Raw genomic sequence first — 22,294 nt, 5'->3', positions numbered from 1 at the left:
TATGGAAATTAATCTAATTAATGCTTTATCTGTAATTGCATTATGTGCACTTACATCATTTATGTCACACATGGGTATGGCTGTATTCCATGATGGAATTAGACCTGTTATCCCAGAGTATCTTGAGAAACGTATGAAGCGTTCAGAGATTGCTTCTGTTGCGTTTGGTTTAAGTGTAGGATTTATTGCTTCTGTTGGTATTGGTAATGCTTTAGCAACAAACTTGATGAATCCATGGTTATTATTCTTAGCGACTGATATTATCGGTATCGCTTCACCTAAGAAATGGTTGGCTCCAATTTTAGGTGGTCTATATGGTTTACTATGCTTGACAGGTATTAGTGCTATTAATGCTGTACTTACAGGATTACCAATCGACTTAATTGGTGGTATGGGTCAAGTAGGAACTTATGTAGTTACTGGATTTGCAATCTTCCCAATTGTTGCAATCTTCATGCAATTTGGTACAAAGAAGGGGTTAATTTCTGCTTTAGTTGTATTAGTAATTAGAATTCTGGGTCCTAAGTTCTCTACAATTAGTGCTGATGCATGGACAATGATGACTGGTGTTATTATCTTAATTGGATTATGCATCATTAAAGACTTGAGCAACAAAAATAAAGAAACTGAAGATGATTCTAATAATATTTTTAGTGAAAGAGTAGGCAGAATTAAGAAAAATTTACCATTTTTAATGGCTGCTGGTGCGTTGATTGCATTAATCTGTAATTTACATATTTTTGCAGGGTCAACAGTATCTATGTTTGATTTATCTACAGCATACGCTTCTGGCAATGTGGATCTAGTTCGTACAGCTGCTACTAATGAATTGATGCGTGGTTTAAGCTTTATTCCATTAATTGCAACAACAGCGATTACAACAGGTGTATATGGTGTTGCAGGATTCACATTCGTATATGTTGCAGGATACTTAAGTCCTAACCCAATTATTGCTGTGGTACTTGGTGCTGGTATTATCTTTGCGGAAGTAATGTTACTTGGATTTGTAGGTAAATTCTTAGGTGGATTCCCATCAATCCGTGATGCTTCTGACAATATTCGTTCATCAATGAACCAAGTTGTTGAATTTGCATTATTAATCGGTTCTATTGGAGCGTGTGCATCTATGGGTGCTGCTACAACGATTGGCGCAGCTGGTGGATTCTTCATCGGTGGAACAATTTACTTAATTAATGAAGCTACAGGTAGAAAAGTAATGCGTATGGCTATTGGTCCAATCGCTGCTATCGCTTGTGGAATTATCTTAAACTTACTATATCTTGTTCAGCTTATTGGACTAGCTGGTTAGAAAAGCGAGGGTTTTATGATTCGTACTGTGAGAGGCTATATTGATCCTAGTAAATTAGGAGTCACTATGTGTCATGAACACTTATCTGTTGATCTTGGCAGAATTCGTAATGATCCTGATTCAACATTTGGATATTCACCATTGATAATTGATGAAATCAACTTTGCAAAAGAGTGTGGTGTTCAAGCATTTGTGGAAATGTCCACAAATGATATGGGAAGAAATGTGAATGATTTACTTAAGCTTTCAAATGCTTGTGATGTTCATATTATTGCACCAACTGGTTTCTATTTAGAACAGTATCACCCACAGTATATTCATGAAATGAGCGAGGATGATATTGCTGAAATATTCATTAAAGATTTAACAGTAGGTATTGATGACACTAATATTAGAGCTGGCGTAATCGGAGAAGTTGCGACAAGTAAAGTAATGACCGAAGATGAAAAGAAGGTTCTTGCTGCTGCTGCGATTGCTGGAAAGAAAGTTGGATGTTGTGTTTCTACGCATTGCCAAATGGGAACTTTAGGCCATCAACAGTTGGATATCTTTACAGAGAAAGCTATGCCACTTAACAAGGTTATACTTGGTCACATTGATCTTTCTAATGATATTGCATATATGAAATCATTAATGGACCGTGGTGCAAACATTGGTTTTGATACGATAGGAAAAACGTCGTATCTAAAAGACGAAAGTAGAGCTGATAATCTTGCACAACTTATCAAAGAAGGCTATGTAAACAATATTATTCTTTCAGCAGATATCTCTAGAAAATCATATATGAAGACTTTTGGAGAATATAACGGATATACAGCTGTTTTAGATAAGTTTATACCACTTCTAAAAGAACGCGGTATTTGTCAAGATGATATTGATCATCTATTGATAAAGAATCCAAGTAGGATTTTTGATATTCAATAAAATAAACGGCTCAGAGATATTCTGAGCCTAATTTTAACTGGAGGTATTACATGAACACATATCCTTTAAAATCCATCAGTTTAGAAGAAGCTAAACAAAAACAGTTTCAACTAATTGATGCGATCACAAAAGAATTTCAAGGGAAGGAATTTCTTTCTGCCGGAGATTTTGGTGTAGTACCTGGTTTAAATAAACCAGTATATGCTGAAAAGGTTGAAAGAGTCATTGCGAATTTCTTTCATGCTGAGAAGGCGCTGTTATTAATTGGTTCTGGTACAGGTGCTATTCGTAGTGGGCTTCAAGTCATGGCTTCTGCAAATGAAGAAATCTTAGTACATACTTCTCCAATATATCCAACTACTGAAGTTAGTTTTTCATCTATGGGATTAATTCCAGTCAGGGCTAACTTTAACGATTTGGAAGATATCAAGCATGTTCTAGAGGAACATCAGAATATCCGTACTGCTCTTGTTCAATACACACGTCAAGCGATTGATGATTCTTATGATATGGAAGAAGTGCTTCAGACAATCAAATCCATAAGAGATATTCAAATCATCACAGATGATAATTATGCAGTAATGAAGGTACATAAAATTGGTGTTGAATTAGGTGCTGACTTATCTGCTTTCTCTTGTTTTAAACTATTAGGACCAGAGGGAGTTGGAGTTGTGGTTGGTAAAGCATCTATAGTAGATGCAATTGAAAAGATGAATTACTCTGGTGGTTCGAAAGTTCAGGGTTGGCAAGCAATGGAAGTGTTACGAGGTTTTACCTATGCACCTGTAGCACTAGCGATTCAAGCGGAAGTAAATGAGGAGCTTGTAAGACGTTTAAACAATCATGAAGTTGAAGGTGTAAAAGAAGCATTCTTAGCAAATGCACAATCAAAAGTATTATTAGTTGAATTTGAAGGTGATATCGCAAAAGCAGTATTAGATGAAGCAGAGAAGCTAGGTGGATTACCAAATCCGGTTGGTGCTGAATCCAAATATGAAGCAGTTCCTATGTTTTATCGTGTATCCGGAACATTTAGAAAAGCAGATCCAACACTAGAAGAAAGAATGATTCGTATCAATCCAAATCGAAGTGGAGCAGATACGATTATACGTATTCTAAAAGAGAGTATTAGAAAGGCGAAAGATGTTTCTAGATAAGTTATGTAAGACAAATCCAAATCTTATTCAAACAGCTGTGCATATGCATCAACAGGAACAGATTATGCCTGATACATATGTTGTGGATGTTGATCAATTTTTAGAGAATGCAAAAGCGATTTTACAAAAAGCAAATGAACAAAATATCGAACTTTATTACATGCTAAAACAAATTGGACGTAATCCATATTTAGCAAAGGAATTAGAAAAAATTGGTTATAAAGGAGCAGTTGTAGTTGATTTTAAAGAAGCAGAAGTGATGATGAAAAATCAACTACACATTGCACATGCAGGACATTTGGTACAGATTCCATCAATGATGGTAAACCGGCTGGTAGCGTATGGTTGTGACTATGTCACTGTGTATTCGTATGAAAAATTAGTTGAAGTGAATGAAGCGGCTAAAAAGATGGGTATGATTCAAAAGGTCTGTGTACGTGTCATTGGTGAAAATGATCGAATTTATAGTGGACAGACAGCAGGCTTTTATTTAAACCAATTAAAAGAACTTGTACAAAAGTCAAAAGACTTAACACATATTGAACTTGCAGGTGTCGATAATTTTCCGTGCTTTTTATATGATGAAGCAACAAAAGAGATTAAAGCACAAGAAAATCTACATACAGTCCTAAAGGCAAAGAAGATTTTAGAAGCACTAGGTTGTCATATTCAAAATGTCAACGCACCTTCAGCCACATGCGTGCATACATTAGAACTGATGAAACAATATCCTGATATTACATCTGCTGAACCAGGTCATGGTCTTTCGGGTACGACTCCGTATCATATTAATCATGATACAGTGGAAATTCCAAGTATTTTATATCTTTCGGAAGTAAGTCACGTATTAGATAATCATGCATACATCTATGGTGGTGGATATTATAGACGTGGTCATATTCAAAATGCATTGGTTGGTACTTCTTATGAAGAACTAGAAAAGGATAGTGTTATTCTTCCGGATATGGATTCCATTGATTATCATTTTGGATTGGAGAATCCACATAATATCGGTGATAGTGCTATATTATGTTTTCGTTATCAGATATTTGTAACACGTAGTGATGTGTGTCTAATTAAGGGAATTCAATCAGGAACTCCTGAGATTGTAGGTGTATATGATAGTTTAGGAGGCAAGAAATGAAAAAGAGATTCATTATTATTGTCTTAGATGGTTTTGGGATTGGAGCGATGCATGATGCTGCGCAAGCTAGAGCAGGTGATGAAAAGGCGAATACACTAGCTTCTATACTTGATGAATTTCCAGACTTAAAACTACCTACACTAGAAAAGTTAGGATTGATGAATGCATTTGGGAGAGAAAGTAATTGCATGAAGTTTCAACCTAAAGCAAACTTTGGTAGAAGTGAGTTAATGCATCAAGGTGCAGATACATTCATGGGACACCAAGAAATCATGGGAACCAAACCAAAGAAACCACAGTTTGTTCCTTTCCAAGAGAAAGTAGATGAAGTTGCGAAGCATCTTAAAGATGCAGGACACAAGGTTGAAATTATGAACCGAAATGGTCTTCGTTACGTCGTTGTAGATGATTATGCTACAGTTGCGGATAACTTAGAAGCAGATCTAGGTATGTGCTATAACGTAACAGCACCACTCGATTACATGCCATTTGAAAAAGAGTACGCAATTGCAAAGCTAGTTCGTGAAGTTTCTACGGTAGGTCGTGTAATTGTGTTCGGTGGAACTGGTAATACAATGCAGGATTTATATAATGCTGAAGAGATTCGCGAAGGAAAGTACATTGGGATCGCTTCAGCTAAATCAAAGTCGTACGACCAAGGTTATCAATGTCTTCATCTAGGTTATGGTGTGGATAAAGAAGTACAAGCACCTACAATACTAACCAAGAGTGACATCCCATGTACGCTTATTGGAAAGGTTGCAGATATTGTCGCTAATGATTTAGGGAAGTCCATTTCATGTGTTCCTACACCAGAAGTTATGGAAATCACTTTGAATGCTATTCTTGAAATGGAACAAGGATTTATCTGTACAAATGTACAAGAGACAGATTTGGCAGGACATGCGCAAAACGCAGCTCGATATGTTGAAGTATTGAAACAAGCAGATGAAGGACTAGCAAAGATTCTTCCCCATCTAACTGAAAATGATATTTTGATTATCCAAGCAGACCATGGCAATGATCCGAATATTGGACATTCTAAACATACAAGAGAATGCGTTCCACTTCTAATCTATCGCAAAGGATTAGAAGGAGTACAAGTAGGTACGCGTAAAACAATGTCTGACATGGGTGCTAGCTGTTGTGATTACTTTAATGTAGAAGCACCACAAAACGGTGAGTCCTTCATTGAACTCATTGGTGGAAAGAACTAGGATTTTATCCGATTAAATTAAATACCTTACTATTTAATAGTCTTTATATTAGAATAGTAGGGTATTTTATTATTTATGAGGTAGAACTATGTCATTATTTACGCAGATGATACAATTACAGATGCAAATCGTATTGATGCTAGGTATCGGCTTTTTCTTGCGTAAAAAGGAAATTGTAACAGCGGAAATTCGAAAAGGATTATCTGCGCTATTAATCAATGTAGTTTTGCCATGTACAGTGATTCTGTCTTTTATGAATGATTCAATTGTAAATTCAGACTTATTAATGACTTGTTTATTGGCTGTTGTAATATCTGCAATTATTCAGACAGTATCTATCATTGCTAGTAAATTCCTTTTTAACAGATATGAAAAGATGGATGCCAATGTATTAACCTATGGCATGATTGTTTCTAATTCAGCATTTATTGGTATTCCAATTATTCAAAGTATCTATGGTAGTGAAGCAGTCATGTTTGCCTCTGTATTCCAAATTCCAATTATTGTAACGATGTGGACAATAGGTTTAGCATTATTTAAACCAATTGATCACAAACATGCATTGCAGTCTGTGATTAGAAATCCATCTGTAGTTGCAGTATTGATTGGATTTATAATTATGCTTACTGGTATCAAGTTTCCAATATTTATTGAGAAAACAATTAGCAGTATTGCGTCGTGTACTACAGCAATCTCTATGTTTGTAGTTGGATCAATCTTATCTGATATTGAGTGGAATAACCTATTAGATAAGAAAGTCTTATTCTTCTGTTCTATACGTTTAATTGCGTATCCTTTCATTGTGTTTATTGTATTAACATTCGCGAACGCTCCTACATTGATTAAGGCTATTGCGGTTATTATGACCGGAATGCCAGCAGGATCTACAGCAGCAATTCTTGCGGAGCAGTATGGATGTGATGCCAAGTTTGCAGCAAAGCTAATTCTAGTATCAACAGCATTATCAGTGATTACAATTCCAATTTTATGTTTGGGTTTATAGTTAAATAATTAAAAGCATTTTCATTTAATGATGCTTTTAACATAGGTTAAAACTATTTGAGAATATATTGGAATTATTAACTTAAAGTTTTAATATATATGATTAAAAATTTTTGCTGCCTAAAAAACACATATTAGATTATTGTGTTATGGAGTTATATTTTGATAAATTAAGCACAACATATAAATAGTATCAAGTATCTTTAGTTTTTATTCATATAATATTTAAGTAATATTGATTATATTTGTAAGTCATCCATTTCTGGGTGATTTTTGTGCAAAGCATACTTGACATATAATGCAAAGTTAACTATACTATAAATGCAAAGCAAACTTTGCGTATATATCGATATATTAGTTAGGAGTATTAAAGTGAAAAATAGAATAAAGGAACTGAGAAAGGAACATAAGCTATCACAAGGAGAACTTGCGGATTTAGTTGGTACGACTAGACAGACGATAACTTCAATTGAAGTGGGGAAGTACACAGCGTCACTACCATTAGCTTACAAGATTGCAAAACAGTTTTCATTAAGCATTGAAGAAGTATTTGATTTTTCGGAATTAGAGGAAGAGGCATAAACATGGATAAAAAATTATTAAAGGCAAAGCATGAATTACAAAAATATACTACAATTTGGGCATTTATCGGAATATATTCAGGATTAATTCTTACTGCAAATGGATTAGGATATCTTACAAAATCTTATGCAGATAGTAACTTTGCAGATTTTATGAATGGATTTTATACAGGGTTATTTATAGTAATTGGAATGGTTGCTTTATATAATGTAGGGAAGAATTATAAGGCGATGAAGAATGAAAGAGATCTTCTACGTTTGTATAATGAAATGCATGATGAAAGGAATCGTCAAATTGAACTTTTATCAAAGGGCCAAACATTTATGATTGCGGAGGACTTATTGCTAGTGATTGCTTTAATATCCAGTTTCTTTAATTCATATCTTTTTGCGGGCATTATCATAGCGGTAATTGTATTTGCTGTCACTGGTGTAATCTGTAAAGTATACTACAAGAGAACTTATACAGGAGAAGAGTAAGCGAGTTATGACGATAAAGATATTATTTGTTTGTCATGGAAATATCTGTCGTTCGCCAATGGCGGAATATATCTTTCGTAAGATAGTGAATGATGCCAGTGTTGGTGATATGTATGAGATTGCGTCTGCTGCGACAAGTTCAGAAGAGATATGGAATGGTAGGGGAAATCCTGTTTATCCTGCTGCCAAACAAAAACTATGTGAGCATGGTATGAATTGCGATGAGAAACGTGCAAGACGAATTGCCGCAAAAGATTATGCGTATTATGATTTACTTATCGGAATGGATGAGATGAATATCCATAATCTGCAACGGATGTATCATAATGATCCAGAAAGAAAGATACATCTACTACTAGAATATACAGGTATTCGTAAAAGCATCTCTGATCCTTGGTATAGTGGTGATTTCGATACAGCATATCGTGAAATTGAAGAAGGCTGTATCGCATTATTTGAGCATCTTACAAATGAATCAAAATGAAAATGGACATCTACTGTTGTGGATGTCTTTTTGTAACTGCTTTCTTTTTTAAAATAGAGAAAATAGGACTAAGTTGGTGAGTTTTATCTTTGTTTCACCTGTAATTTTTAGGTGAAAAGGACTATAATTATAGGCGCTAATGTTTATGGGAGGTGACTATGAAAATAGAAGTAATTCAAGATCTTATTAAGATGGATGAAGAAACTCGTAATAAGATTAATAATGCCCATGAATTGAAGTACAAATTGAAGCAGGCAATTGAGCAGGAAAAAAAGAAACTGACGGATGATGCTTGGGCCAATGTAGAGGCACAGGTTAAATCAATGCGTGAAGAAATTCGTACAACTCATGAGAAGAAACAGGCAGAAGCAAAAGCGATGTATGAGAAAGAATCAAAGCGTATTACTGATATGTTTAATGCAAATAAGGAACGCTGGATTCAGATGATTGTGGATTATACAGTTGGAAGAAGAGAACAGGAGTAGCGAATGAGCAAATCAAGTAATGCGATTACCGCTAAGGCGAGAGCGATGCTTGCAGAACATTTGAAACCTGTTGATTACGCAACGATGTTGCAAAGAAAGACGGTTGGTGATATTGCAGTATTTTTGCAAGGACAACCTCTTTATAAAGAGTCCTTGGAAGGAATTAATCCAAAGGCAATACATCGTGGACAGTTAGAGGTTTTACTTCGTACAGGTGTATTCAATCGGTTTGCAAAGCTGATTCGCTATGCGGATGATAACGCAAAACATTTTGGTCATATTGCGGTCATGGAAACTGAAATTGAATTAATTTTGATGAAGTTACATTCATTGTCTGACCAAGATAATGAAATGTTGCGACAAAATATGATTTCTAAATTACCGTTATATATCGGAAGCTATACTTCATTTCCATTAGAGAAATTGGCTGATAGTTCTTCTTTCCAAGATGTATTGACGTTATTGAAAGATACTTCTTATTATGAAGTATTAAAGAAGTATGAGCAAAAATCCTTAGAGGATATGGATTTTATCAATTTGGAACATTCCTTACGAACTAGATACTATGCAACGTGCTTGGAAACGATTGAGAAATACTCTAATACTACTTCAAAGGAAAAGATGAAAGAAATTATCTTATCTCGTATTGAGTTGGAGAATATTGCGATTATTTATCGTTTGAAGAAATACTTTACTGTTTCCAAGGAATTCATTAAGCAGATGTTGGCTGACTATTGTTGCTTCTTCCGAATGAAGGATTTATACGACATGGTTGACAATGATACTGCAGATCAAGTGATTACACGTTTAGAGAAATCGAGATACAAAGCATATCTATCGAATCAAAAATTTCTTTATATTGAACATTATGCACAACGCATTACGTTCAATATGAGTGCACATTTCATTCGTACGGATACTGACCCGAATCTATCGCTATTAGCATATGTACTATTAGCAGATATTGAGATTCAAAATGTTATAGATATTATCGAAAGTGTTAGATATCAAATTCCACAAGAGCGTGTGAAAGCTCTGCTGATTTATTAAGAAAGGATTGCACATGGCTATAGAAAAAATGAAGTTCGTCAGTGCATGCACAGACCCAGAACATCGGGATGAGATGTTACTGGCAGGGATGAACACAGGTCTGTTACAGCCAGTGATAGCAACCAAAATTATCAATGATGATAACAATGGAAGCGTCATTAGTACAGAAAATCCATATCAGGATTACATACAGACATTTAAGAGTATTGCGCATGCAGTTGGATGTGATTTGAATGTAAAAGAAAAGATTACATCTAGTTATACCAATGCTGAAATTGAAGCATATATTAAAGAATTAAATGAAGAGTTTGGTTTGGATTCCGTTGCACAAAGTGAAACATTATCACCTGATGATGAGAAGGCTTTGAAGGAATTAAGTGTATTAAACTTTGAAAAGATGCATGCATGTAACTATTTAAACTTTGGTTTTGGTAGATTACCAATGGATAGTTTTAAGAAGTTATCTTTGTATCGTGAAGAGATGTTTATATTACATCGTTTACATTCCACAGCACAATATGTGTGGCTCGTGTATGTAACGAGTGATACTTACGCTGCTAAGACTTTTAAGATTTTCCAGAGTTTATTTTTTGAACCAATTACAATTCCAAAGTTTGATATTCAGGAAAGAGTAGAACAATGCCGTATCAAGATGGTTGATATGTATTCCTATTGTGTACGTCAAGGTTCTATCTGCAATATGTATCCATATGTTGCGGTGTTAGACCAAAAACAAATCCTCAGTGGATTTGTAAAGGCTTCTGATGTTGAGACATACAAAGCAGCCTTTAATGGATTACCAGTTGACTTTAGAATCAAAGATCCAAGTGAAGTAAAAGATATCCAGTTTCCAACTCTATTAAAGAATAGTTGGTTCTTTAGACCGTTTGAATTATTTATTGAGATGTATGGTTTGCCAGCATATGATGATTTCGATCCAACAGTCTTTATTGGAATTACCTACTGTATCTTGTTTGGCATCATGTTCGGTGATTTTGGACAAGGGCTTGTACTTATGATTCTAGGCTTCTTATTTGAAAAGAAGGGTAAGTTATTTGGTATCGTTGGAAGAGTTGGCATTACATCATCAATCTTTGGCTTCTTGTTTGGCTCTGTATTTGGAAATGAGTCACTATTAGATCCAATTCACCAATCCTTATTTGGCGTAAGAGAGAAATTATTTGAAGTTATGGCTTCATCAAGTACAATGGTACTTCTGATTGGTGCGATTGCGATTGGTGCAGTACTTATCTTAGTAACGATGATTATGAATATGTGGAATCGTGCTCGTAAGAAAGAGTGGGCTGAATTCTTGTTCTCACAGAATGGTGTTGCAGGATTTGTATTCTATGGATTTATCATCGTAGCTGCTGTGTTACTGGTTGTAGCTAAGGTGAATGTACTAAGACCAATGTTTATCATTCCATTTATCGTTGTTCCAATTATTTTATTTATGATGAAGGAAGCTTTTGAAAGAAAGTTTGAAGGACACCCATTAAAACCAGAAGGCGGTTGGGGTAACTACTTCGTTATGAATTTCTTTGAAGCATTCGAAATCTTATTGAGTTTTGTAACAAACTCCATGTCATATCTGCGTGTTGGTGGTTTCGTATTAAGCCATGCAGGCATGATGCTTGTTGTAATGACGCTTGTAAAGATGACAGGTAATGCAGGTATTGCAGTAGCAATATTTGGTAATATCTTCGTTATGGCGTTAGAAGGTTTGATTGTAGGTATTCAGACGTTACGTTTGGAATACTATGAGATGTTTAGCCGTTACTATAACGGTGGTGGAATTAAATATCAGGCATATACTGCCGAAGATGCTGAATAAAAACTTAGGAGGAGAAATCATGTTATTATCTACAAAAGAAATTTTATTACCATTAGTTGCTGTTATTTTGGTTGTCGGTCCATTATGGATTCTATTACGTAAAGGTGTTAATACTACAAATGCCAAGACAAGAATCCTTGCACAGATTGCTATCTTTGCTGGTGTGTTCTTAGTTACATTATTATTCCAAGCTCGCTCATTTACTGCTTTAGCTGAAGAGGCTACTACAACTGCTGCTACAGGTGATTTGGCAAAGGGTCTAGGATTTATCGCTGCTGCAATTTCTGTCGCTGCTTCCTGTTTAGGTGCTGGTTGGGCCGTTGCTTCTGCTGCTCCAGCTGCTATCGGTGCTGTTTCTGAAAATGGAGACAACTTCGGTCGTGCTATTATCTTCGTTGCCCTTGGTGAAGGTGTAGCGATTTACGGTTTGCTAATTTCTATCTTGATTATCAATGCACTCTAAGGAAGCTGCATGAAAGCATATTGTATTAGTGATAATACTGACACGTTAATGGGGATGCGTCTTGCTGGATTTGAAGGCATCGTATTACATGAACGCCAAGAAATATTAGATAAAATTAATCAGTTGATTGCTGATCCAGAGATTGCGATTGTCTTAATGACAACCAAAGCGATGGAACAGGTTGCTGATGTTGTCGCAAGAAAGAAATTAGTATTACAACGTCCATTAATTACTGAGATTTCTGATCGTCATGGTTCCGCTAAAATTGGTGAAACTATCGACCGTTATATCAGTGAGGCAATCGGCGTAAAACTATAGAGGTGAGCAATGGAAGAATTTGAAGAGAAAATAATCAAATCCATTAAATCCGATATGCTGAACCAATCTACTTTAGTAGAAGAAACTGTTATGAAGGAAATTCAAAAGATGCATGATGAGCAGTTGAATTACTTTATGGTAGGACTAAAGAAGGAAACAGAAGCCTATCTTGAAAAAGAGACAAACGATTTACGTTTAAGTGCTTCTTCACAGCTATCTCAAGAGACTTTAAAGATCAAGCACGATTTATTAAAGCTTCGTATGGATTTTATTAATCAATTGCTAGAAGGTGCTAGTAAGAAAATTGAGAACTTTGTTAAGTCTAGTCAATATAAAGAATATCTTGTAGAGAATATTAATCTGATCAAGGTTACACCTACAGGTATCTTTACAGTTAGAAAACAAGATGAAGAATTGTTCAATGAATTATTAAAAGAGAAGAATATTACAGCGAATGTTCAAACTGGTTATTTCCGCTTTGGTGGATTTACATATTCAGATTTAGAAAATCGTTTGGAATATCGTTGTGATTTAAGTGAAAAGCTTGAAGAATCACGTCTCTTATTCCGCGAACATTCTGGATTCATCATTACGGAAGGAAGTGACGATCATGAGTGATGTAATTTATTCAATTAATGGTTCAGTTATTTCCGTCATTAACACAAAAACTTTCTCCATGCGTGAGATGGTGTATGTTGGTGAGAAGGAACTTCTAGGTGAAGTGATTCGTGTTGATGAAGATAAGACAATGATTCAGGTATATGAATCTACAACGGGGTTAAGACCAAATGAACCAGTTAAGGGAACAGGTCATTTACTAAATGCTACATTAGGTCCTGGTATCTTGCGTAATATCTATGATGGTATTCAAAGACCACTAGATGAGATTGCCAAGGAACAGGGTGCCTTCATTGCGGAAGGTAAATCTGTACCTGCACTTGATCTTGAAAAGAAATGGAATGTGACGATGTTAGTAAAGGAAGGCGATACTGTTAAAGAAGGACAAATCTTCGCTACAACCCCTGAAACATCATTAATTGAACATCGCTCTTTGATTCCGGTTGGTTTAAACGGTACGGTTGTAAAAGCACTACCAAGTGGAGAATATACTGTTAATGATGTATTACTCGTTGTAAAGAGTGATTTTGATGAGGCAGAGGTTGAAGTAAAACTGATGCAGCAATGGGCAATTCGTAATCCACGTCCAATTATTAAGCGTGAACCAATCTCAATTCCTTTGATTACAGGACAGCGTGTTATCGATACAATGTTTCCAATTGCCAAGGGCGGATCTTCCGCAATTCCTGGAGGCTTTGGTGCAGGTAAGACAATGCTACAGCACCAGATTGCCAAGTGGTGTGATGCGGATATCATCATCTATGTAGGTTGTGGTGAACGTGGTAACGAAATGACACAGGTTCTAGAAGAATTTGCGGAATTAATTGACCCTAAGTCTGGCAAGCCATTGTTAGACCGTACGGTGTTAATTGCCAATACTTCAAACATGCCGGTAGCTGCACGTGAAGCATCTATCTATACAGGTGTTACGATGGCTGAATACTATCGTGATATGGGATATCATGTAGCACTCATGGCTGACTCAACATCTCGTTGGGCGGAAGCCTTACGTGAAATCTCTGGCCGTTTGGAAGAAATGCCTGCAGAAGAAGGCTTCCCAGCGTACTTACCATCACGTATTGCACAGTTCTATGAACGTGCAGGTATGGTAGATGCCTTATCTGGTAAGAAGGGTTCTGTTACTTTAATTGGTGCAGTATCACCACAGGGTGGTGACTTCTCAGAGCCAGTTACACAGAATACAAAACGTTTCGTACGTAGTTTCTGGGCCTTAGATAAATCACTTGCATATATGCGTCACTATCCAGCCGTAAACTGGACAGATAGTTACTCTGAATATATCGATGATTTAACACGTTGGTATGATAAGTCTGTAGCACATGACTTTATTGACTTACGTCAAGAAATGCAGTCTATCCTACATGAAGAAGCGCAGCTGATGGAAATCGTTAAGTTAATTGGTTCTGACGTATTACCTGAAGACCAGAAGTTAACACTAGAGATTGGACGTGTCGTACGTGTTGGATACCTCCAGCAAAATTCCTTCCATCCAGAAGATACTTACGTTTCTCTTGAGAAACAGTATAAGATGCTAAAGGTAATTCATTACTTAAGACAAGCATGTACACCATATGTTCAAAAACATATCCCTGTATCCCTAATGACACAGACTGGTGTATTTGATGAAGTTATCAAGATGAAATATGATGTACCAAATAATAATCTAGCGTTACTAGATACATACAATGAGAAAATTGATGCCGCATTAGCATCAATTCAATAAGAGAGGAGGATTTCAATGAGTTTACAGTTATTAGGTTTAGATGAAATCCAAGGCTCTCTTGTTGCATTGGATCATGTAAAAAATGTTTCAAACGAAGAAATGGTTTCAATTCTTCTAAACAATGGCTCGAGACGTAAAGGCAGAGTTGTTGAAATTGAAGGGGAACGTGCCATTATTCAGGTATTTGAAGGAACAGATGGATTAGGTAAAACAAATACAAAGACAAAGTTATTAGGACATCCAATGGTATTAGGGGTATCCAAAGAAATTCTTGGTCGTACATTTAATGGTGTAGGTGATCCAATTGATAACCTTGGACCTGTATACATCAACAAATATGAGGATGTAAATGGTAAGCCTTTAAACCCAGTTTCTCGTGAATATCCACGTAACTACATCAATACAGGTATCTCTGCGATTGATGGATTAAATACTTTAATTCGTGGACAAAAATTACCTATTTTCTCTGGTTCAGGTTTACCACATGATAAGCTTGCTAGCCAGATTGTTAGACAAGCATCACTAACAGGACAGGATGCGGAAAACTTCTGTATTGTGTTTGGTGCGATGGGTGTTAAGAATGACGTAGCGGATACATTCAGACGTTCTTTTGAAGAAACGGGTGTAATGGATAAGGTATGTATGTTTATTAACTTATCTGATGACCCAATCCTTGAAAGAATTATGACTCCACGTTGTGCATTAACAGCTGCTGAATATCTTGCATATGAATGTGATATGAACGTTCTTGTTATTTTGACAGATATGACAGCGTATTGTGAAGCTGTACGTGAGTTCTCATCCTCTAAGGGTGAAATTCCTTCACGTAAAGGTTTCCCTGGATACATGTATTCTGACTTAGCTTCTTTATACGAAAGAGCAGGTATCGTTAAAGGTGGAAAGGGTTCTGTTACACAGATTCCTATCTTAACAATGCCTAACGATGATATCACTCATCCAGTGCCTGACTTAACTGGATATATTACAGAAGGTCAGATTGTATTAGATCGTGACTTATATCTCAATAACATCAATCCACCAATCGGAATTCTATCTTCATTATCCCGTTTGATGAAGGATGGTATTGGTGAGGGTTATACAAGAGCAGACCATCAGGATGTTGCGAACCAGTTATTTGCATGTTATGCAAAAGTACAGGACGCAAGATCTCTAGCGAGTGTTATCGGTGAAGATGAACTATCTCCATTAGATAAACAATATATTGCGTTTGGTAAGAGATTTGAATCTATATTTTTAGGACAGGGATATCGTGTCAATCGTTCCATGAAGGAAACGCTTGGACTTGGTTGGGCATTATTATCCTTACTTCCTAAGGAAGCGTTAGATCGTCTTGATCCTAAGATCATTGAAGCTAACTACGACTCTGAACATGCTGAGCATACGATTCAGTTAATTATTAAAGGAGAAGAGTAGTTATGGCAGCGCAGGCAGTTGCGACAAAGGGTAATCTTATCAAAGCCCGCAAATCCCTGGCTCTTGCTCAAAACGGCTTTGAACTAATGGATCGTAAGCGTAATATTTTGATTCGTGAAATGATGTCCCAGGTAGAGAAGGTAAAAGTTCTACGTGAACAGATTACCAGTGCGTATCAAACAGGATACTATTTACTACAACAGGCAAATATGTCTAGTGGTATGATTACTGCAATCACAGAACAGATAAAAGTAGATGATTCAATTAAACTCACATATCGTAGTGTTATGGGTGTTGAAGTTCCTAATATTATCTACCACCAACCTGAGAGTGTGGAAGTGCCATACGGTTTAGAGGGCACATCGTCACGTATCGATGAAGCGTACATCCAATTTCAGAAAGTAAAACAGATTACATTGGTTTTAGCAGAGGTAGATAATTCTATCTATCGTCTAGCAAATGCAATCTCCAAAACACAAAAACGTGCAAATGCTTTAAAGAATGTTGTGATACCTCGTTATCAATCATCTATTAAAGAAATGACTGAATCTTTGGAAGAAAAAGAACGTGAAGAGTTCTCACGTATGAAAGTCATTAAAGCACAGAAAGAGAATTAGGGAAGGTCATAGTACCTTCCTTTTTAAAATTAAAAGGGCCAAAGCCCTATGTAGTTTATCTTTGTACTCTTCCATTTGTATTTCCATTCATTAACGAAAATACTTCATCTTCCGAAACAAGATTATAATCTCCTGTAATTGTATGTTTTAAAGCTGAAGCAGCTGCTGCAAACTCCAGTGCTTCATGATTATTAGATAGATTAAGCAATCCATGGATTAATCCCGCTGCAAATGAATCGCCACCACCAACTCTATCGGTAATTGGATTTAGATCGTAGTGTTTAGATTCATAAAATTCATCTCCATCATATAATAGTGCTTTCCAACCATTATGTGTTGCAGAATAGCTTTCACGTAGTGTAGATACTACTAAATCAAAATTAAATTCTTCACGCATTTGTTTGAATATATTGTAATATCCCGAAGCATCGGTTGAAGCAGATTCAACATCGCTATCGGGTTTAAATCCCAGACATAATGCCGCATCTTCTTCGTTTCCAATGCACACATCAACATATTTCATTAACGGGCGCATGATTGATTGTGCCTTTTCAGATGTCCATAACTTCTTTCTGAAATTTAAATCTACAGAAACTTTTACATTATTTCTTTTTGCTGCTTTACATGCTTCTAATACAATTTCAGCAGCACTATCTGAAATCGCTGGAGTTATACCCGTCCAATGAAACCAATCTTTATCTTGCATAATTTTGTCAAAATCAAAATCTTCAACGCAAGCTTCGGAGATTGCGCTATGAGCTCTATCATATATTACCTTAGAAGGGCGTAAAGAAGAACCTGTCTCACAAAAGTAGATACCAACGCGATTACCACCACGGACAATATTTTTTGTATTTACGCCATAATGTTGCAAGGAATTTACTGCAGATTGACCAATTTCATGTTTTGGAAGTTTTGTGACAAATGACGATTCATTACCATAATTTGCAAGTGAAACGGCTACATTTGCTTCACCACCACCATAGATAACTTTAAATTCATCACTTTGTACAAAACGATTAACTGAAGTAGGCGATAGTCTCATCATTATTTCACCAAGTGTTACGATTTTTTTCATTATATTCCTCGCTTTCTTATTTGATATGCATGCATGAAAAATAGATATGTCCAATTATCATAAATATAATTATATGTAAATATTATGTCAATATTATAAGTAATATTACTTAGTAATAGTAACATGTTACGCAATTTAGAGGTTTTATTGATACATGTTACTATACTATCTACCTTTTTATCTTTTTGATTGTATGCTATTTTTATATAAAAGTTAGAGGTGTGTGAAATGAGTGATAAAGAATTAATCAGCCAACGAATGCGGAAAGTTGCTCCTGAATTAGACCCATTACGTTTAGGTGCAGGATGGACGGTAGAAGATCTTAGCAAACCACAAATTATTATTGAAAGTACATATGGAGATTCACATCCAGGGTCTGCAGGTCTGGGGCGATTGGTCGAAGCAGCTCGTAAAGGGATTACTAAAGAAGGTGGACATGGAGCTCGTTATTTTACAACAGATATGTGTGATGGTGAAAGTCAAGGAACTGATGGAATTAATTATTCCCTTCCTAGTAGAGAAATCATTGCAGATATGATTGAAATTCAGGCAAATGCAACTCCGTTTGATGCAGGTGTATTTATTGCAAGCTGTGATAAAGGCTTACCAGCAAATCTTATGGCACTCGCAAGAATTAATATTCCAAGTGTAGTAGTAAGCGGTGGAACAATGAATGCCGGTCCAGAATTACTTACTCTGGAACAATTGGGCATGTATAGTGCTAAATATGAGCGTGGTGAAATAGACGAAGCAAAATTAAACTGGGCAAAACAAAACGCATGTCCAAGTTGTGGTGCATGTTCATTTATTGGAACAGCATCTACCATGCAAATCATTGCTGAAGCATTAGGGCTAAGTTTACCTGGTTCTGCTCTATTACCAGCTACTTCGAAAGATTTAGAAGAATATGCATTTGAATCTGGAAGACTTGCTGTAAAATTAGCAAGAACCGGATTAAAACCACATGATTTTATTACAAAAGAAAGTTTTGAAAATGCAATTCTAGTGCATGCTGCAATTGCAGGAAGTACAAATGCAATGCTACATATTCCTGCAATTGCACATGAATTTGGTATTGATATAGATGGAGATACATTTGACCGCTTACATCGCGGCGCCCATTATTTACTCAATGTACGACCATCTGGCGAATGGCCAGCAGAATTTTTCTATTATGCTGGAGGTGTACCAGCAATTATGGAAGAGCTTCGTTCGGTGTTGCATTTAGATGTTATGACAGTAACAGGGAAAACACTCAGAGAAAACTTAGATGATTTAAAGAAGAATGGCTTTTATGAAAAATGTCAAAATTTATTAGACATTAGAAATAAACTTTCAGGTTTAAAAATAAAAACTTGATAACTTAAGTCAAGAAGAAATTTCTAATCTTTAGTGATTTCTTCTTTTTCGTTTTGTGCATTATTAAAACAAGAGAAATTATATCTCCCATTTTGCTAGATTAGGTTTATACTGTTGCTAAGAATGATATAGAGTACCATTCTTACATAGGCTATAGATTATGACCAGTAATTTATGAGCACTAGCAGTATAGGCAGCTTTAGACGACAATGGGCATTGGGTCTGCTGTCTTTTCTTTTTGGTGAATTCATATAGTGGATCTTCTTTGCGCAATCGATAATTACATTGTGCACCAAGGTATAAAAGGCATCGCAAATGCTTATTGCCTTTCTTTGATATCTTGAAATGCAGTCCATCAATATCTCCGGATTGTTGTATCTTTGGATTCAAGCCTGCATATGCCACGATAGCCGCTCTGTTATCAAATCGGCTTACATCTCCAAGCTCTGCTATGATACGGGCTGCCAGATTCTCTCCGATTCCAACAATACTAACAACAGATGCAAAATAAGGACATGTTCGTGCTATCTCTATCATTTCCTTCAATAGTGAATCGCATTTTTTCTTCTGTTCCTGCACGTTCTCTATCAAGCTTGGCAATTTGACTACTTCTATATCATCGATATCACATCCTGAATAGCACTCCTTTGCCTTCTCGTAGATCTTATGTACGATTCTTTCTGTATATCCTTTTAAATGACCTGTACGATGCCCAACGGTCTTAACGATGGTATCCTCTCTATGGCCCAATAGTAAGGATGGATGAGGATATCTTTTTAATATCTCCATTGGGAGTGGATCATACAGATTTTGATTCCCTTTAAAGGTCTTATCAATCCTTGGATATATGATATCCAGCATGGATCTCAAACTCACTTTGCGTTTCCGAAGATGAACCAACTCACTTTCATATATACGGCTCAATTGATAGAGTCTTTTGTACTCTTGTGGTTGTGCTTGATATTGTCTTAGTTCCTTCTCACAATAGTACGCTTTTGCGATATGTGCACAGTCTAATGCGTCTGTCTTATTACTATGTAGGGAGGTCTTGCGATAGGTCGCAGATAATAATGGAGAAATGATGTAGTACCTTATCTTGTGGTCTTCAAGATATTTTTGTAGTGGTCGATGATAGACACCTGTAGCCTCAAAGATAACTGGTATATCTTCTCGTTCTGTCTTAGCTTCAAGGTCTTTGATAGTTTGCCCTAATTTCTGGAAACCATCGATCGTAGCGGAAAGCTGCTTTGGTTTTCGCATTGGATGTCCATTCTCTATGAAGGTCTGGTAGTGACAGGAACCCTTTGATACATCCACTGTAATGATTGGTCCTTCCATGATGGAATACTCCTTTCTTTCTGATATGCATAATGTCTTGGTAAACTTCCCCATCCCCACATCCGACTATTTTTCTGGCTTATATACGACATATCTAACTGTTTCCTGGATTGTCATCTTGATAAAGCAGCCTAAGAATATAGGAGGGAAGCAGAACGCTTTTTATTACGGACTCAATGATATCACTGGTCTAAAAGAAGGTACGTTCTCACTTTACCCAGACCAATTCCCATACATGCCTGTACGAGAAAGGCCAGAAACATTCTAGTGTCCCTGACCTCTATATCATATTCTTCTTCTGAAGTTTTTTCTCTATGATCAGGACTAGATTATTCCTGATTTCATAATAGAAAAAAGAAGATATAATTCGTCCGTTTGAAAAACCAATTTCCGCTAATGGTTCTGTTATTGTTTTAAAGGGAAATCTAGCACCGGAAGGAGCTGTTATTAAACATACTGCTTGTCCTAAGGAGATGTATAAGGCAATTTTACGTGCAAGACCATTTAATAGTGAAGAGGAATGTTTAAACGCTGTTTTACATCATGAAGTTCAAAAAGGTGATGCAGTTTTTATCAGATATGAAGGCCCTAAGGGATCAGGAATGCCAGAGATGTTCTATACTTCAGAGGCAATTTCTTCAGATGCTGAACTTGGAAAATCTATTGCATTAATAACGGATGGACGTTTTTCGGGTGCTTCTACGGGACCTGTAATTGGACATTGTTCACCAGAGGCAGCACAAGGTGGTCCAATTGCTCTGGTTGAAGAAAATGATTTGATTGAAATTGATGTGTTTGCTAGAAAATTAAATATTATAGGAATAAATGGCGAACTGAAGTCAGAAGATGAAATAAATACTGTATTAAATGAAAGAAGAAAGAAACTTAAACCATTTATTTCTAAGAACAAATCTGCTCTTTTAAGAATGTTCGCGAAGCACTGTGTAAGCCCAATGAAGGGTGCATATTTAGACATATAAATCAATTAGTAGATGGTATTTGTAGAAAGGGTATATAGAAATGTGTATCATTGATAAGTTTTCTGAAATTGGTATTATACCGGTTGTTGTCATTGAGAGAGTTGAAGATGCGTTACCGCTAGCAAAAGCATTAAAAAATGGAGGTCTTCCTTGTGCTGAAGTTACATTTCGAACTAAAGCAGCTTCTGGGGCAATTGAAATAATTGCTAAAGAATTACCTGATTTTTTGGTTGGCGCTGGTACAGTTATCACAAAAAAACAAGTGGATGAAGCAATCAATGCAGGAGCAAAATTTTTAGTTGCACCAGGTTGTGATAAAGAAGTTGCTTTATATGCAATTGGGAAAGGTATTCCATATATTCCTGGAACCTGTACACCTACAGATATTCAAAATGCACTAAGTATCGGTTTGACAGATCTGAAATTTTTTCCGGCAGAAGCAAGTGGAGGTTTAAAAACTATCAAAGCGCTTTGTGGGCCATTCCCACAGGTTCGCTTTATGCCAACTGGTGGAATTAACTTAAATAATGTTAAAGAATATTTAGAGTTTGATAAAATTTATGCTTCTGGTGGTAGTTGGATGGTTAAATCTAATCTTATAAATGAAAAGAGATTCGATGAAATCGAGAGATTAGCAAAGGAAGCTGCAAATCTAGTTAAAGATTTAAAAATATAATT

General features: G+C 36.1%; 23 protein-coding genes. 21 read left to right on the top strand and 2 right to left on the bottom strand.

Annotated features, from left to right (window positions below):
* The first annotated feature begins 1 nt into the window (after position 1).
* From RGT18_RS07355 to RGT18_RS07270, 18 genes are all read left to right on the top strand, one after another.
* A complete protein-coding gene (locus RGT18_RS07355; protein WP_051240929.1) occupies positions 2 to 1,309 on the top strand; it encodes a YhfT family protein in 1,308 nt (435 codons plus the stop codon).
* 15 nt (positions 1,310 to 1,324) lie between these two features.
* Positions 1,325 to 2,233, top strand: coding sequence for a phosphotriesterase family protein (locus tag RGT18_RS07350; protein WP_037403697.1), 909 nt, complete (start codon positions 1,325 to 1,327; stop codon positions 2,231 to 2,233).
* Positions 2,234 to 2,283: 50 nt separating this feature from the next.
* The gene (locus tag RGT18_RS07345; RefSeq protein ID WP_028077893.1) at positions 2,284 to 3,390 is read left to right on the top strand and encodes an aminotransferase class V-fold PLP-dependent enzyme; all 1,107 of its coding nucleotides are present in this window, start codon (positions 2,284 to 2,286) and stop codon (positions 3,388 to 3,390) included.
* On the top strand, positions 3,377 to 4,534 hold the full coding sequence (locus RGT18_RS07340; RefSeq protein ID WP_028077894.1) for a YhfX family PLP-dependent enzyme: 1,158 nt from the start codon (positions 3,377 to 3,379) through the stop codon (positions 4,532 to 4,534). Before RGT18_RS07345 ends, RGT18_RS07340 begins: the two co-directional genes overlap by 14 nt.
* Positions 4,531 to 5,751, top strand: a complete 1,221-nt coding sequence (locus RGT18_RS07335) for a phosphopentomutase (RefSeq protein ID WP_028077895.1) — start codon at positions 4,531 to 4,533, stop codon at positions 5,749 to 5,751. Before RGT18_RS07340 ends, RGT18_RS07335 begins: the two co-directional genes overlap by 4 nt.
* An 88-nt stretch (positions 5,752 to 5,839) precedes the next feature.
* A complete protein-coding gene (locus RGT18_RS07330) occupies positions 5,840 to 6,754 on the top strand; it encodes an AEC family transporter (RefSeq protein WP_028077896.1) in 915 nt (304 codons plus the stop codon).
* Between the two features lie 371 nt (positions 6,755 to 7,125).
* The gene (locus RGT18_RS07325; protein ID WP_028077897.1) at positions 7,126 to 7,335 is read left to right on the top strand and encodes a helix-turn-helix transcriptional regulator; all 210 of its coding nucleotides are present in this window, start codon (positions 7,126 to 7,128) and stop codon (positions 7,333 to 7,335) included.
* Between the two features lie 2 nt (positions 7,336 to 7,337).
* Positions 7,338 to 7,814, top strand: coding sequence for a hypothetical protein (locus tag RGT18_RS07320; protein WP_028077898.1), 477 nt, complete (start codon positions 7,338 to 7,340; stop codon positions 7,812 to 7,814).
* A gap of 7 nt (positions 7,815 to 7,821) precedes the next feature.
* Positions 7,822 to 8,298: a low molecular weight protein-tyrosine-phosphatase gene (locus RGT18_RS07315; RefSeq protein WP_028077899.1), complete on the top strand. Its 477-nt coding sequence runs from the start codon at positions 7,822 to 7,824 to the stop codon at positions 8,296 to 8,298.
* Positions 8,299 to 8,456: 158 nt separating this feature from the next.
* Positions 8,457 to 8,783 carry a hypothetical protein gene (locus tag RGT18_RS07310; protein ID WP_028077900.1) on the top strand — a complete coding sequence of 109 codons (327 nt, stop codon included), beginning with the start codon at positions 8,457 to 8,459 and terminating at the stop codon, positions 8,781 to 8,783.
* Positions 8,784 to 8,786: 3 nt separating this feature from the next.
* Entirely contained in the window at positions 8,787 to 9,833 is a 1,047-nt protein-coding gene (locus RGT18_RS07305; protein WP_028077901.1) for a V-type ATPase subunit, read from the top strand.
* 13 nt (positions 9,834 to 9,846) lie between these two features.
* Complete coding sequence (locus tag RGT18_RS07300; protein WP_028077902.1) at positions 9,847 to 11,667, top strand: V-type ATP synthase subunit I; 1,821 nt, start codon at positions 9,847 to 9,849, stop codon at positions 11,665 to 11,667.
* 19 nt (positions 11,668 to 11,686) lie between these two features.
* Positions 11,687 to 12,130, top strand: coding sequence for an ATP synthase subunit C (locus tag RGT18_RS07295; protein WP_028077903.1), 444 nt, complete (start codon positions 11,687 to 11,689; stop codon positions 12,128 to 12,130).
* Between the two features lie 9 nt (positions 12,131 to 12,139).
* Positions 12,140 to 12,448 carry a V-type ATP synthase subunit F gene (locus tag RGT18_RS07290; protein ID WP_006526327.1) on the top strand — a complete coding sequence of 103 codons (309 nt, stop codon included), beginning with the start codon at positions 12,140 to 12,142 and terminating at the stop codon, positions 12,446 to 12,448.
* A gap of 9 nt (positions 12,449 to 12,457) precedes the next feature.
* On the top strand, positions 12,458 to 13,066 hold the full coding sequence (locus RGT18_RS07285) for a V-type ATP synthase subunit E family protein (RefSeq protein WP_028077904.1): 609 nt from the start codon (positions 12,458 to 12,460) through the stop codon (positions 13,064 to 13,066).
* Positions 13,059 to 14,810, top strand: a complete 1,752-nt coding sequence (locus RGT18_RS07280; RefSeq protein ID WP_037403700.1) for a V-type ATP synthase subunit A — start codon at positions 13,059 to 13,061, stop codon at positions 14,808 to 14,810. The genes RGT18_RS07285 and RGT18_RS07280 overlap by 8 nt, the downstream gene beginning before the upstream one ends.
* A 15-nt stretch (positions 14,811 to 14,825) precedes the next feature.
* Entirely contained in the window at positions 14,826 to 16,244 is a 1,419-nt protein-coding gene (locus RGT18_RS07275) for a V-type ATP synthase subunit B (RefSeq protein ID WP_006526330.1), read from the top strand.
* A 2-nt stretch (positions 16,245 to 16,246) separates the two neighbouring features.
* The gene (locus RGT18_RS07270) at positions 16,247 to 16,861 is read left to right on the top strand and encodes a V-type ATP synthase subunit D (RefSeq protein ID WP_028077906.1); all 615 of its coding nucleotides are present in this window, start codon (positions 16,247 to 16,249) and stop codon (positions 16,859 to 16,861) included.
* Between the two features lie 55 nt (positions 16,862 to 16,916).
* Here the strand turns inward: RGT18_RS07270 and RGT18_RS07265 are convergent, their stop codons facing one another.
* Positions 16,917 to 17,939, bottom strand: a complete 1,023-nt coding sequence (locus RGT18_RS07265; RefSeq protein ID WP_037403702.1) for a sugar kinase — start codon at positions 17,937 to 17,939, stop codon at positions 16,917 to 16,919.
* 228 nt (positions 17,940 to 18,167) lie between these two features.
* On the opposite strand from RGT18_RS07265, the gene RGT18_RS07260 reads away from it, so the two are divergent.
* Positions 18,168 to 19,298: a dihydroxy-acid dehydratase domain-containing protein gene (locus tag RGT18_RS07260; RefSeq protein WP_211220288.1), complete on the top strand. Its 1,131-nt coding sequence runs from the start codon at positions 18,168 to 18,170 to the stop codon at positions 19,296 to 19,298.
* A gap of 117 nt (positions 19,299 to 19,415) precedes the next feature.
* On the opposite strand, the gene RGT18_RS07255 is transcribed toward RGT18_RS07260, so the two are convergent.
* On the bottom strand, positions 19,416 to 20,690 hold the full coding sequence (locus tag RGT18_RS07255; RefSeq protein WP_338175770.1) for an IS110 family RNA-guided transposase: 1,275 nt from the start codon (positions 20,688 to 20,690) through the stop codon (positions 19,416 to 19,418).
* Positions 20,691 to 20,998: 308 nt separating this feature from the next.
* Between RGT18_RS07255 and RGT18_RS07250 the strand changes: the two genes are divergently transcribed.
* Together RGT18_RS07250 and RGT18_RS07245 are read left to right on the top strand one after the other, a co-directional pair.
* Positions 20,999 to 21,616, top strand: coding sequence for a dihydroxy-acid dehydratase domain-containing protein (locus RGT18_RS07250; RefSeq protein WP_081659552.1), 618 nt, complete (start codon positions 20,999 to 21,001; stop codon positions 21,614 to 21,616).
* A gap of 40 nt (positions 21,617 to 21,656) precedes the next feature.
* Positions 21,657 to 22,292, top strand: a complete 636-nt coding sequence (locus RGT18_RS07245) for a bifunctional 4-hydroxy-2-oxoglutarate aldolase/2-dehydro-3-deoxy-phosphogluconate aldolase (RefSeq protein WP_028078505.1) — start codon at positions 21,657 to 21,659, stop codon at positions 22,290 to 22,292.
* Positions 22,293 to 22,294 lie beyond the last annotated feature (2 nt).

The sequence above is a fragment of the Solobacterium moorei genome (assembly GCF_036323475.1).
GTDB lineage: Bacteria > Bacillota_I > Bacilli_A > Erysipelotrichales > Erysipelotrichaceae > Bulleidia > Bulleidia moorei.
Note: the sequence above shows the minus strand (reverse complement) of the source record. Positions and strands in the feature narration are given on the sequence as shown.

Excerpts from the sequence above, each read along its gene's own strand:
- RGT18_RS07295 (WP_028077903.1), top strand. The coding sequence starts at position 11,687 with ATGTTATTATCTACAAAAGAAATTTTATTACCATTAGTTGCTGTTATT.
- RGT18_RS07260 (WP_211220288.1), top strand. The coding sequence starts at position 18,168 with ATGAGTGATAAAGAATTAATCAGCCAACGAATGCGGAAAGTTGCTCCT.
- RGT18_RS07290 (WP_006526327.1), top strand. The coding sequence starts at position 12,140 with ATGAAAGCATATTGTATTAGTGATAATACTGACACGTTAATGGGGATG.
- RGT18_RS07245 (WP_028078505.1), top strand. The coding sequence starts at position 21,657 with ATGTGTATCATTGATAAGTTTTCTGAAATTGGTATTATACCGGTTGTT.
- RGT18_RS07305 (WP_028077901.1), top strand. The coding sequence starts at position 8,787 with ATGAGCAAATCAAGTAATGCGATTACCGCTAAGGCGAGAGCGATGCTT.
- RGT18_RS07345 (WP_028077893.1), top strand. The coding sequence starts at position 2,284 with ATGAACACATATCCTTTAAAATCCATCAGTTTAGAAGAAGCTAAACAA.
- RGT18_RS07315 (WP_028077899.1), top strand. The coding sequence starts at position 7,822 with ATGACGATAAAGATATTATTTGTTTGTCATGGAAATATCTGTCGTTCG.
- RGT18_RS07330 (WP_028077896.1), top strand. The coding sequence starts at position 5,840 with ATGTCATTATTTACGCAGATGATACAATTACAGATGCAAATCGTATTG.
- RGT18_RS07340 (WP_028077894.1), top strand. The coding sequence starts at position 3,377 with ATGTTTCTAGATAAGTTATGTAAGACAAATCCAAATCTTATTCAAACA.
- RGT18_RS07270 (WP_028077906.1), top strand. The coding sequence starts at position 16,247 with ATGGCAGCGCAGGCAGTTGCGACAAAGGGTAATCTTATCAAAGCCCGC.
- RGT18_RS07275 (WP_006526330.1), top strand. The coding sequence starts at position 14,826 with ATGAGTTTACAGTTATTAGGTTTAGATGAAATCCAAGGCTCTCTTGTT.
- RGT18_RS07335 (WP_028077895.1), top strand. The coding sequence starts at position 4,531 with ATGAAAAAGAGATTCATTATTATTGTCTTAGATGGTTTTGGGATTGGA.
- RGT18_RS07285 (WP_028077904.1), top strand. The coding sequence starts at position 12,458 with ATGGAAGAATTTGAAGAGAAAATAATCAAATCCATTAAATCCGATATG.
- RGT18_RS07300 (WP_028077902.1), top strand. The coding sequence starts at position 9,847 with ATGGCTATAGAAAAAATGAAGTTCGTCAGTGCATGCACAGACCCAGAA.
- RGT18_RS07280 (WP_037403700.1), top strand. The coding sequence starts at position 13,059 with ATGAGTGATGTAATTTATTCAATTAATGGTTCAGTTATTTCCGTCATT.
- RGT18_RS07355 (WP_051240929.1), top strand. The coding sequence starts at position 2 with ATGGAAATTAATCTAATTAATGCTTTATCTGTAATTGCATTATGTGCA.
- RGT18_RS07350 (WP_037403697.1), top strand. The coding sequence starts at position 1,325 with ATGATTCGTACTGTGAGAGGCTATATTGATCCTAGTAAATTAGGAGTC.
- RGT18_RS07310 (WP_028077900.1), top strand. The coding sequence starts at position 8,457 with ATGAAAATAGAAGTAATTCAAGATCTTATTAAGATGGATGAAGAAACT.
- RGT18_RS07255 (WP_338175770.1), bottom strand. The coding sequence starts at position 20,690 with ATGGGGAAGTTTACCAAGACATTATGCATATCAGAAAGAAAGGAGTAT.
- RGT18_RS07265 (WP_037403702.1), bottom strand. The coding sequence starts at position 17,939 with ATGAAAAAAATCGTAACACTTGGTGAAATAATGATGAGACTATCGCCT.
- RGT18_RS07320 (WP_028077898.1), top strand. The coding sequence starts at position 7,338 with ATGGATAAAAAATTATTAAAGGCAAAGCATGAATTACAAAAATATACT.